Raw genomic sequence first — 12,381 nt, forward strand, 5'->3', positions numbered from 1 at the left:
TATGAGGAAGAGAAGATGGATGATATGTGCAGCTTTGGTTTGCCTTGCGATGGCGTGCGGTGGCTGCGCGGATAAGAAAAAGGAAGCAAACACGGCGGTCATAGAGGGCGATGATATCAAGGAATACAGCAGCGGAACGGACACGTCCGGGGACACCGAGAAGGATGCAGATTATGATGACAGTGTGGGCGGACTTGCCAGAACACTCAGCATTCCGACCAGTGTAAATGTTGATATTCCTGTTGAAAATTGCGGAACTTTGGAGTCTGCAAGCATCAAAGCGTCGGAGATCAAGACTCCGGATGCCGATAAGATGTATACGAAGAAGTTCACCATGGGCAGCATAGGAGCTGAAGACAGGGAGACGATACTCAAAAGCATATTTGACGAGGAGGATGGAGTTTTCGAGTATCCATATGATATGAAGGACAGTGTGACACAGGAGCAGAGAGATGAACTGTTCGCTCATAAGGGTGCCGATGTGGATTATAGCAAGGATTATTTTATTGGGAAGATAGATGGAGTTGAATACATACTGTATTTTTATGATCTGTCGTGGATATCAGATGAGGGATTTTCTATCCAGCTTGCGGTGACGGATCCTGTCCCTGAAGATATGGCGGACAAGGGTGCGACATTCACAGAGTATACTTCATGGGATCCCGCAGACTTAATAACTGCAAATGAAGGTAATCCGTCGGATGTTCAGAATGATGAAACCAATATGAGTGGCATGGACGAGGATGCCGGAATGGTAAAAGCACTGGACTACATGGACAAATGGGGCTTTAAGGATGTGGTTCCAACATCGCAGTCGGAGCTTTACCGTCAATATAGTGATGAGTATGGAGAGGTTGTAGGATATGAGAAGGATGGATACTCTGTGACATTTCAGGCGTCCGTGAATGGACAGCCGCTATATCAGCCGGATGCATTTGGCATAGACACCATCTCAAACCAGAAGAAGGCGGAGGACAGTGGTTCGTTTTCTGCAGAGAAATACTACTACACGGAGCAGTCCACATACAGTATCGCATTTACAGGAGAGAAACTTACGGGATTTACATGCACCTGGCCGATGAAGTCCGCGGGGGATATTCAGGATGCAGGGACACTGATCACCTGGGATTCTGCGGTGACAAGCCTCAAGGGAGTCATGGAGAGCCACTTTGCGGATTATACCGGATATAATTCGGTGGAGTTCAACGATGTGAGACTCACATATTTCAGGATAAAGACAGGGGACGGCGAGTATGAGGCTATACCTGTGTACTCATTTGCACAGTTGGATTCGGATCATTCCGACACTTACCCGATACAGCTTGTACTGATAGATGCGAGGGATGGAAGTGAGGTCAGCATGGTTCAGGATGAGGAGAGATTCCTGAATAAATAGACCGCAAATGAGTTGCATATTTGGCTGTGTAATTGTGCATGTCTGCTTGACAACAGAGAGCGTACATAAGTATAATTAATTGCGATAAAATAAGTCATATTGACTATATTAGGAAAGGAAAAACATCGGTTTCGGTGTTGCAGAGGGTTTATATGGTTTACAGTGTTACGGTTACACAGCTTATAGAGAAGATGGATCTCAAGAACCATACTCCGGAGATTGATACGGATAAGATACTTATCCAGGATCCGGGTATGAACAGACCGGCAGTACAGTTTGGTGGATTCTTCGAGCACTTTGATGCAGGAAGAATACAGATTTGTGGTAATGTTGAGCATGCCTATGTGGCAGCTATGCATACTGAGGAGGAAAACAAGCGCATTATGGATGAGTTCTTCTCATACAAGCCGCCATGCCTTATATTCTGCCGAGGTCTTGAGCCATATCCATTTATCATAGAGATGGCGAAGAAGCACGGGGTTCCGGTACTCACATCCGATGCGGTCACATCTGCATTTGTACATGAGGTGGACAGATGGCTGCATGTGGAGCTGGCTCCAAGAATATCGGTGCATGCGGTTCTTGTCGATGTATACGGCGAGGGCGTACTGATCATGGGTGAGAGCGGAATCGGTAAGTCGGAGGCGGCGCTGGAGCTTCTGAAGAGAGGACACAGACTTGTTGCGGACGATGTGGTTGAGATCAAGAAGGTCAGCGATGCGACTCTTGTAGGAAGAGCTCCTGACATAACGAGGCATTTTATTGAGCTCAGAGGAATTGGAATAATAGATGTGAAATCACTGTTTGGTGTTGAGTGCGTTAAGATAGATCAGAATATCGATCTTGTCATCAACCTGGAGGAGTGGAGCAAAGATACAGAATACGACAGACTCGGACTTGAGGACAATTATATGGAGTTCCTGGGAAATAAGGTGGTAAGTCACAACATACCAATCAGACCGGGAAGAAATATCGCGATCATAGTTGAGTCGGCGGCTGTAAACCACAGACAGAAGAAGATGGGATACAATGCAGCTCAGGAGCTTTACAACAGAGTTACACAGAATATTATGAAGGGCAACGGCGGTGGAGACAAGCAGTAGATGACTGCCGGCCGTGATATTACAATAAAAGCGGAGATGTGGAAGGAGAAAAGACATGGCTAAGTATGTATTTGGAGTTGATGTTGGAGGAACTACAGTAAAGATGGGACTTTTTACCGTTGAGGGCGAACTGCTCGACAAGTGGGAGATCAAGACCCGCACAGAGGACGGTGGAAAGAATGTTCTTCCGGACATTGCTGCTTCTATAAAGGAAGTTATAGACAATAAGAAGCTTGCAAAGGAAGATGTTGAGGGCGTTGGAATCGGAGTTCCGGGACCTGTCAAGGAGGATGGAACGGTTCTCAAGTGTGTAAACCTCGGATGGGGAATACTGAATGTTGAGGACGAGCTGGAGAAGCTGGTCGGATATCCCGTAAAGGCTGGAAATGACGCAAATGTCGCTGCGCTCGGAGAGATGTGGCAGGGCGGTGGCAAGGGCCACAGTAATCTGGTAATGGTAACACTTGGAACAGGTGTTGGCGGCGGAATCATACTCAACGGCAAGATGCTGTTCGGCGTGAATGGTGCCGGCGGTGAGATCGGACATATATGTGTTGACGATTCAGAGACTGAGACATGTGGATGCGGAAACAAGGGATGTCTGGAGCAGTACACATCTGCAACAGGCGTGGTAAGACTTGCGGGCAGAGCTATGGCAGCTTCAGATAAGAAGTCAACTCTCCGTGAGCTCGAGGCTGTTACTGCAAAGGATGTATTTGACGCAGCAAAGGCAGGAGACGAGCTTGCACTTGAGATAGTTGATACACAGGCACGTATCCTGGGTCGTGCTCTTGCACAGATAGCATGTGTAGTTGATCCTGAGATATTTGTAATCGGTGGAGGCGTGTCAAAGGCGGGCTCCATACTTACAGATTCAGTAAAGAAGTATTTCGAGCATTATGCATTCCATGCATGCAGACAGACAAAGTTCGCACTTGCACAGCTTGGCAATGATGCAGGTATTTATGGAAGTGCATGCAGCATGCTTGGAAGGTAATTGACCTGAATGTAATTTCGGTAAAATTTACCAGTAGAATTTGTGAAAATATCCAAAGGTTTTGCGAAAGATGGTAAATTTATATTAAATTTTAATATTGAATTATAAAAGTCTTTAATGTATGATGAATTTAATGGTGATGAATAGTGCCGTAAAATCCAATATATTAAAGACTTTTATTGTGTATGTTAAGAAAAAAGCAGTTTTCTGTGACAGGGGGTGCTTTTACTTTTGTTTTAAAATACATGCACATGTGAATAAAATATAGAAGACAGATTGTATGAGGTTGACATGTCAGATTTAGATATATTGAACAGTATTCGAGAGATAACCGGAGAGAAGAATGCAAGCGCAGATGAGGTGATGAGCGCACACACTACCTTCAGGGTGGGCGGTCCTGCCGACTATTTTGCGAGTCCTTCTGATGCAGATCAGGTTGCGGGGATTATAGAACTTTGTCGGAAATGTGAGATACCGTATTTTGTCCTTGGTAATGGCAGTAATCTGCTTGTGTCGGATGCTGGCTACAGGGGCATGATAATCAATATAATGGACAATATGAATGGGATAACAGTTGATGGTGATGTGATAACAGCCCAGGCCGGGGCAAAGCTGGTGAGAGTCAGCAGACTGGCAAGGGATAATTCGCTGACCGGTCTTGAGTTTGCTTCCGGGATTCCCGGTACTATAGGCGGTGCGGTGTATATGAATGCGGGAGCTTATGGCGGTGAGATGAAGGACGTTGTCACCAGTGTCAAGGTGATGGATTCCGATGGACATATATATGATATGTCGTCGGATGAACTGGATTTTTCGTACAGACACAGTGCTGTGGAGGCTGAGGGGCTCATAGTTCTTGAGGTTACCATGAAGCTGGCAGCAGGTGTGCAGCAGGATATAGATGACAGAATGAAGGAATTGTCGGATTCCAGAAGAACAAAGCAGCCGCTTGAGTATCCGTCGGCGGGCTCTACATTCAAGAGACCTGAGGGATATTTTGCGGGTAAACTTATAATGGATGCAGGACTCAGGGGATATTCTGTGGGAGGAGCACAGGTGTCCGAGAAGCACTGCGGATTTGTTGTGAACAGGGGCGGTGCAACCGCTGCTGATGTGACAGGCCTGATCCGTGATGTACAGAAGAAGGTTATGGATCAGTTTGGCGTGATGCTGGAGCCCGAGGTGAAGATGCTTGGCGATTTCTAGCATTCAGTGAGACAGGGAGAACAGAGCATGAGATTTGTTATTGTGACAGGAATGAGTGGAGCAGGAAAGGCAACGGCGCTTAAGACGCTTGAGGATGCCGGATTTTTCTGTGTTGATAATCTGCCTATCCAGCTCATAAAAAGATTTGCCGAGATCGCTTATGATGAGCAGATCCAGGTGGATGATGTTGCTATCAGTGTTGATATCAGAAGTGGAAGGGCTTTGTCACAGCTAAATTCGTGCCTGGCGGATATCAGAAGAGAGGGCATGAATTATGAGATTCTGTTCATTGAGTGTTCCAATGCAACTCTGGTAAAGCGTTATAAAGAGACTAGAAGAAACCATCCTCTTTCGGTCAAGGGTGGGCGAATAATAGATGGAATAAACAAGGAGCGTGAGCTTATCGGCTTCCTCAAGGAGGAGGCTGATTATATAATCGATACTACCAACCTCCTTGTGAGAGAGTTTAAGGCGGAGCTTGACAAGATATTTGTGCAGAATGAGGAGTATTCGAATTTCATAATTACGGTCATGTCATTTGGCTTTAAGTATGGAATACCGAGGGATTCTGATATAGTTCAGGATGTGAGATTTCTGCCCAATCCGTACTATGACCTTGAACTCAGGGAGAAAACGGGAAACGACAAAGAGATACAGGACTATGTTATGAACTGCAAGGAGGGTCCTGAGTATCTGGAAAAGTTTATAGATCTGATAACATTTTTGATACCGAATTATATCAAGGAAGGCAAAAATCAGTTGGTCATTTCCATCGGCTGCACAGGCGGAAAACACAGATCCGTCACGATAGCCAATGCTGTCTATGCCCGTTTGCAGAAGTCAAAGTATACAGTGAGGATAGTTCACAGGGATATTTTGAAGGATTCAATAGTCAAGAAGTTGTAGCATGTAATAACAGATAGTATAGCAGGTGGAATATGTCATTTTCTTCAGACGTTAAGATGGAGCTGGCAGGGAATGTTCCGGGAGCGAGGCATTGTCAGATAGCTGAGCTGGCTGCGATGATTTCAATGGTGGCATATGTGAGATATTGGGCTGGCAGACCGGCCGGGCTGGTGATAGTTACAGAGAGAAGTGTTATCGCAAAGGAGATAGCTTCCCTGATAAAGAGGCTGTTCAGATATATTCCGGACTCAAGTGTAAGAAGGACCGGAGCTGACAGCAGAGTATACAGGATGGAGATCAATTCTCCAGAGATTGTCAATACGATACTGATGACCTTGAAGATAGAAAACGAACATGAATATGAGGGACTGATACAGTGTCAGCTCATGAAGGTCAGCAGGATGGATGTTCAGCAGGATTGCTGCAGGAGAGCATATATAAAAGGAGTGTTCATGACCTCGGGATCGATCAGTGATCCGAACAAGGGCTACCACATGGAGGTGGTGTGCGAGAACGAGGGAAGGGCACAGTTCATACAGGAGATAATAAAAGGATTTGGAGTGGAAGCCCGCATAATACAGCGGAAGAAATACTACGTCGTCTATCTGAAGGATGGGGAGATGATAGTTGATATGCTTGGGATAATGGGCGCACACATATCCCTGATGAATATGGAGAACATAAGGATCAGGAAGGATATCCGTAACAATATCAACCGCAGGGTCAACTGTGAGGCTGCAAACCTCAACAAGACCGTGAGCGCTGCCGTAAAGCAGATGAATGACATTAATTACATAATAGAGACAAAGGGCATAGGATATCTGCCCGATAACCTTCAGGAGCTGGCGCTTGCCAGACTGGAGAATGAGGATGCTTCCCTTAAGGAGCTTGGTGAGATGATGACGCCGCCGATCGGTAAGTCGGGGGTTAATCATAGATTAAGAAAAATAAGTGAGATCGCAGAAGAAATGCGGGGCTGTTGATGAGCCCAAGGAGGATGTAATGATCGAAAAGACAGTTGTTGTATCAATGATGGGAGAGGCAGAGGAAAGACCTGTTGCAGTTCTTGTACAGGTTGCAAGTCAGTATGACAGCAAGGTTCACCTTGTTACCGGAGATAAGAGAATCAATGCTAAGAGCATTATGGGTATGATGAGCATGAGCTTCGAGAATGGCAGTGAGCTCACTATAGTTGCAGACGGCGCCGACGAAGAGGCAGCAGTCAATGCACTTTCAGAATATCTGACAAAAAACAATAAGTAATTTGGATGATTTATTGCACCTCGGATGTGTATGTGGTAAAATAAATTTATCAATGGACATTTGTCGGAGGAACAGGATATGGGATTTTTTGACGGATTATTAAAGAAGATACCATTCGTATCCAGATTTTCCAAAAAGAAGGAACCGGTCAACAATGTGGAGCTCCAGTTCAACAAAGCCATGAACCTTATGGACAACGGAGATGCTGAGGAATCAGTAAACATACTTGAACAGGTTGCAGACATAGGAATAATGGATGCGCAGTATAAGTCATATGGGGATGATGCTCTTCTTGCACTTGCAGAGTTTTATGAGAAGGGAAAGTACCGCAACGCAGTTGTGGATGTGGATCTGAACAAGGCTACCAAGTATTACGAGAAGTATGTGAATCAGAACCATGACGGCGATGTTATATTCAAGCTTGCCAAGATGCTTCTGGAAGTCCAGAACTTCTCAAAGGCCATCAAGTATTATGAGCTTGCAGCCACAGATTACGGTATAAAGGCAGCGTATATGAGCCTTGGTTCGATATATGAGAGCGGACTTAACAGAGTGGATGAGTATGGCAACAAGAGTGATTATGTCGTACCTATCGATCTGGACAAGGCCATGATGTGGTACAAGAAGCTCGCTGATACCGGCGATGCCAAGGCGAAGGCTTCATACGAGAGAGTTGAGTACATTAGTACCCACGGTGACAGCCTTGAGTTCGAGGAGAAGGACAAGCTGTACACGGATATAGCAGAGGCCAGAAAGGCAAAGGGAAAGGAGCCACGTTACAAGGTTATCGAGGCTTCAAGACTTCAGTATCAGTACACATATGTACATGATCAGGTTGAGGGATTCATCCACAAGCTTCCAAAGGGCTGGGTGAAGACGATCAACGAGTCAACAGGTGAGGAGTATTACGCACCAAGTCTTACATATAAGGATTTTGCAATGTATGTATATTATGACAGTGTGCCAAAGGATTCCAAGATGACTCTTGAGAATTACCTGAGATACTGTAACGATGCGTTTGACGAAGAGCTGCAGCTCAAGGCGTATGTCACAGAGTATGCAGATGGAATATGTACAACTTACTATCACAAGGACATGGAGAAGGGAATCGTGTCATTTGCCTTCTATCATGGACGTAGACTGGCATGTATGAGATTCGTGTGTGCTACAATGGAGATCATAGAGCAGTACGAGGAGATCATATTTGAGACAGCCAACTCATTTGCGTTTGTAGATCCTACGCTGGCCAGTGACCACAGTGCCAACAGAAAGGATATGCAGTATTATAACGAGGCTATATACTGCTACTACCTTGAGGATTATGAGGGCGCCATGAGAGCCGCAAAGCAGGCTCTTAAGCTTGGAAGCATAAAGGCAAGTTACCTTCTGATAGAGCTGTACTACGATGAGGACAGCCCATACAGGGATGTTGAGAAGACTATAAGTTATGCAAAGCAGTTGTTTGAGGCAACTAAGGATCCTGAGCTTGCATTCCTTCTTGGAATCGTATATGACCAGCAGCTCAAGGATTATGTGAAGGCAGTTAACTGGTATGAGAATGCAGAGCGTCTTGGACACAAGAGAGTTGCATTCTATCTTGGAAGAATATATTATTACGGTCTGCTCAGAACGAAGAGAGACGGAGTCAAGGCACTGTCTTACTTCAAGAAGGCCAGAGAGAACGGTATTCAGGAGGCTGAGGGCTATATCAAGGATCTTGAGGATCTCAAGGGAGAGGACCTTCAGACGGCTGTTGAGAAGTGGGAGCGTGCAGTGGAGGCCGGAAGCGAGTCAGCGGCTATCAAGATAGCCATGATGAAGCAGAGACAGATCTTCTACATTGCAACACCATATGAGATTGAGAAGGCTTATCTTGAGGCACTTGGTCTTGGAAGCGCCCGTGCCGGATATGAGCTCGGAAGAATCTATCAGGTACAGGAGAAGCAGGATAACTACAAGGGCGAGATCAAGAGTATCAAGTATTTCGAGAAGGCGTTCAATGCGAACTTCGATGACTGGGATAAGGAGAACTTATTTAAGGTTATTAATTACAAGGTTGAGAAGGGCCTGGCCAGCGATGAGGCGGTCAAGCTGTACATAGAGAATGCAAGTATGGGATATGTTCCTGCTATTGAGAAGCTCATGGAGCTCGTTCCTACAACTACTCAGCAGATATGGAGCCTGTACGACGCTCTTATCGATCTTGCTGAGACCGGCGATGAGTCAGCGATAGTTGCGATGAACAAGCTGGAGATGAACTATGTAGATCTCATACTCAGAGAACCTGCCAAGGGACAGAAAGTTGTGGAGAACAAGTTCTTCAGACTCTGTGTTCCAAAGGAGTGTAACGCAGTCATCAATGATGATGGCGGTACTATCAAGATGGCTGATTCCGTCGTTGAGTTTGCAGTTGCCGAGATGCCTGTCAATGCTACGGCAGAGCAGGATTACCTGAAGATCTACAAGCTGATAGTTTCAGAGTATCTGCCTGATGAGAATGCGGATGTCATCATTGCCAACTCAAGAATGATCGGATCTGCAATAAGGGCTTCAAAGGATAACGTACATACATTCAGCATCCTTCTGATAAGCTCCAAGAACCAGTACATATTTAAGTTGAGTTCTAAGGACAGACGTCAGATGATGCAGTTCAAGGATGTCGTAGTTGCAATAGCCAAGTCTCTTGTTGAGACAGGTGAGATCTACAAGGCGACAGAGGAGGGCAAGAAGAACATCGGTCTTGCATTCCTGCTGAAGGCTAATGAGAGTGGATTCCTGTCGATCGGCAAGGGCGAGTAATACAACAGGATATCAATTAGATCAGAATGATCCCGGAGGACATATCTCCTCCGGGTTTTTTACCCCATAGGGATAGAGAAAGGGAGCATATTATGCCGGGACTTAACAAGAGAGAGCTCACGAGCAAGCCTTTGAGAATGGATTCCAGAATGGCGAGGGATTTGGAGAGATTATCTGATTATACCGGTTATTCTCAGAATGAGATCATTCTCATGTCCATAAAGAAATATCTCTTTGAAAATCGTGGGTATTTCCTGCGGGATATGGTTGAGGAGAAATGCCTTTCGCGCATTGAGAAGGAAGTAAGGATCATGCGTGGAGAGACCCATCTGAAGTATGGAGACATGACGGTGGATGTGATGAAGTCAGAGAATGCAAATGGTAATATCAACTTATATGTAGCGACTATAAGACTTCGCAATAAGCTTGGAGAGATATTCTATGAGGATGTACAGGAGCTGGATATGTCGGGAAAAGACTGGGAATATTATAAGGAGTTCCTGTATGAGGTTGTGATGAAGTATATGGATATCGATGAACCAGCACTTAAGACGTATTTCAGGGAAAAATTCCTATATGAATAGTATAAAGTGATAAAAAATCAGAGAGTGCAATGATATGGGTTTAACTATTTACATTGCAAATTTTTAGTGGTATCCTATAATAGATTTGGAAAAAGTGGTCGAATCGAGGTGAGATGCTTGTTTAGAAATGTTATGAATGACCTTGCAACATGGTATGAGACCGGAGCGGATAAGATTGCAGTTGTCCGTGGTGGCAAGTTTGTTGGCAAGACATGGGCTGTGGCTGATTTTGCCATGGGATTTTTTGAGGATCATATAATAATAGACATGGACAAGTATCCGGACTTTGCCGCATATGCAGCAAAGGAGAGGAGGCCGGAGAAGCTTCATGCCAAGCTTACAACGTCGCTTGACAAGTATGATTTCAAGGATAAGCTTCTTATATTTGACAATGCGCAGAACTGTGTGGGACTGCTCGGCAACCTTGTTGAGTATAGCAGATACAATACTGACTGCAGGATCTGTGTCATTGCGACATCCTGTGGGCCAATCCCGGGAGAGGAAGAGTGCCAGGATGACATATGCGTATATGAGATGATGCCTATGAACTTTGAGGAATTCCTGAAAGCGGGAAAGGGCAGAAAGCTCTGTGCATTTATAGAGAACCAGAAGATCACACCGATGCCGGATGAGGTCAGGGACAGCGTCCAGACAATGCTTGAGACTTTCTTCGTGACCGGAGGAATGCCGGAGGCGGTGGATGAATATTATAAGACAGGAGATCTCAGAAGAGTTGATGTGGTTTTGAAGTCTATACTTGACAGAACTACTGAATATCTGATAAACTCCACTCCGAAGAGATATCTTACCAAGGTCATGGCGATATGGAACAGTATTCCGGTTCAGCTTACCAAGGAGAACAAGAAGTTCATGTATGGATACGTTGATCCGAAGGCCCGTGCCAGGGAGTACGAGGCGTCAGTTGATCAGATCGTCAGGATGGGCGTTGTGCGTCAGGTGTACAGAGTCAGGAATGGAGTGCTTCCTCTGGCAAACCAGAAGGATGACAAGTCATTTGAGCTGTATCATCTTGATCATGGTCTGCTCAGGGTCATGGCTGGTATTCTGGTTCAGGATATTGACACAGATAATGTTCTTGATATGATGGATGGAGTTATAGCAGAGCAGTACGCTCTTGCAGAGCTGTATGTGAACAGGAGTATCGGGGATCTGTATTTCTGGATCTCATCGGCCACAGCGAAGGTTGATTTCGTGTATGAGGGCGATGGAGAGGTCATTCCAGTGGATGTTCAGACAAGTCCGCACACCAAGGCCCAGAGCTCCAGAGTATTCAAACAGAGATATGACAATCAGACTTCAGTGAGGATATCTACAGATGACATGTTTGTCGATAAAGGATTGGTAAATATACCGCTATATGGTATCTGGTGTTTCTAACCGATAGCGTATGGTAGTAATTTATAGATGCCGAAATAGCTCAGTTGGTAGAGCAACGCATTCGTAATGCGTGGGTCGAGGGTTCGAGTCCCTTTTTCGGCTTCAATATTGAGGAAGGCTGCCTGCAAAAGTTTTTGCGGCAGCCTTTTGTACTCAGTGGGAAAGGACGGGATGATATGGATGCTCCAAAATGGTACAGACATTTGAAAACCATAAACAGACATAAGAGAATGGTCATGCATAACTGCTTTAAGTGCGGATTATACTGGCAGGGGCTTGTGCACGATCTGTCAAAGTATTCGTGGACTGAGTTCTCAGTCGGGGCAAAGTATTATCAGGGAACAAGAAGCCCGAATGATGCGGAGCGCGAGAGCAAGGGGTATTCAAGCGCATGGCTGCACCACAAGGGAAGAAACAAGCACCATCTGGAATACTGGGTAGACTACAGTGTTGACAGGAACTGTGTGGAGCTGGTGGGAATGCGCATGCCGGAGAAGTACGTTGTGGAGATGTTCTGCGACAGGGTGGCTGCCAGCAAGAATTATAATGGTGATAAGTATACGGATTCATTTCCGCTTGAGTATTATCTGAGGGGCAGATCCAGACATCATCTGCACCCTGAATCGGCGGATCTGCTGGAGGACATGCTAACGACTCTGGCTGAGAAGGGCGAAGATTATACATTTGACTATATAAGGCGGGAGATACTGCATAACAAATAAGGAGGAG

The 12,381-nt window shown here is 45.5% G+C and carries 11 protein-coding genes and 1 tRNA gene; all 12 read left to right on the forward strand.

Annotated features, from left to right (window positions below):
* Window position 1 precedes the first annotated feature (1 nt).
* The 12 genes from DXD11_RS00200 (at window position 2) to DXD11_RS00255 (ending at window position 12,374) form a co-directional block, all read left to right on the forward strand.
* Window positions 2–1,396: a hypothetical protein gene (locus DXD11_RS00200; protein ID WP_118757538.1), complete on the forward strand. Its 1,395-nt coding sequence runs from the start codon at window positions 2–4 to the stop codon at window positions 1,394–1,396.
* 152 nt (window positions 1,397–1,548) lie between these two features.
* On the forward strand, window positions 1,549–2,499 hold the full coding sequence (hprK, locus tag DXD11_RS00205; RefSeq protein ID WP_015533291.1) for an HPr(Ser) kinase/phosphatase: 951 nt from the start codon (window positions 1,549–1,551) through the stop codon (window positions 2,497–2,499).
* 55 nt (window positions 2,500–2,554) lie between these two features.
* Window positions 2,555–3,496 carry an ROK family glucokinase gene (locus DXD11_RS00210; protein WP_118757539.1) on the forward strand — a complete coding sequence of 314 codons (942 nt, stop codon included), beginning with the start codon at window positions 2,555–2,557 and terminating at the stop codon, window positions 3,494–3,496.
* A 291-nt stretch (window positions 3,497–3,787) separates the two neighbouring features.
* Window positions 3,788–4,702: a UDP-N-acetylmuramate dehydrogenase gene (murB, locus tag DXD11_RS00215; RefSeq protein ID WP_118757856.1), complete on the forward strand. Its 915-nt coding sequence runs from the start codon at window positions 3,788–3,790 to the stop codon at window positions 4,700–4,702.
* Window positions 4,703–4,729: 27 nt separating this feature from the next.
* A complete protein-coding gene (rapZ, locus tag DXD11_RS00220; protein ID WP_015533288.1) occupies window positions 4,730–5,608 on the forward strand; it encodes an RNase adapter RapZ in 879 nt (292 codons plus the stop codon).
* A 32-nt stretch (window positions 5,609–5,640) separates the two neighbouring features.
* Window positions 5,641–6,591, forward strand: coding sequence for a DNA-binding protein WhiA (whiA, locus tag DXD11_RS00225; protein WP_117548562.1), 951 nt, complete (start codon window positions 5,641–5,643; stop codon window positions 6,589–6,591).
* A gap of 19 nt (window positions 6,592–6,610) precedes the next feature.
* Window positions 6,611–6,871, forward strand: a complete 261-nt coding sequence (locus tag DXD11_RS00230) for an HPr family phosphocarrier protein (RefSeq protein WP_117548563.1) — start codon at window positions 6,611–6,613, stop codon at window positions 6,869–6,871.
* A 78-nt stretch (window positions 6,872–6,949) separates the two neighbouring features.
* Window positions 6,950–9,670 (forward strand): tetratricopeptide repeat protein, encoded by a 2,721-nt coding sequence (locus DXD11_RS00235; protein WP_118016778.1) that lies wholly within the window; start codon window positions 6,950–6,952, stop codon window positions 9,668–9,670.
* Window positions 9,671–9,762: 92 nt separating this feature from the next.
* Entirely contained in the window at window positions 9,763–10,254 is a 492-nt protein-coding gene (locus DXD11_RS00240; RefSeq protein WP_117548565.1) for a hypothetical protein, read from the forward strand.
* A 117-nt stretch (window positions 10,255–10,371) separates the two neighbouring features.
* On the forward strand, window positions 10,372–11,652 hold the full coding sequence (locus DXD11_RS00245) for a DUF4143 domain-containing protein (protein WP_022216601.1): 1,281 nt from the start codon (window positions 10,372–10,374) through the stop codon (window positions 11,650–11,652).
* A gap of 29 nt (window positions 11,653–11,681) precedes the next feature.
* Window positions 11,682–11,754 (forward strand) — tRNA-Thr (locus DXD11_RS00250).
* Window positions 11,755–11,828: 74 nt separating this feature from the next.
* Window positions 11,829–12,374 carry a DUF5662 family protein gene (locus DXD11_RS00255; RefSeq protein ID WP_015533282.1) on the forward strand — a complete coding sequence of 182 codons (546 nt, stop codon included), beginning with the start codon at window positions 11,829–11,831 and terminating at the stop codon, window positions 12,372–12,374.
* Window positions 12,375–12,381 lie beyond the last annotated feature (7 nt).

Origin of the sequence: Coprococcus sp. TF11-13 (assembly GCF_003481085.1) — a bacterium.
In the GTDB taxonomy this organism is placed as follows: Bacteria; Bacillota; Clostridia; order Lachnospirales; family Lachnospiraceae; genus Coprococcus; species Coprococcus aceti.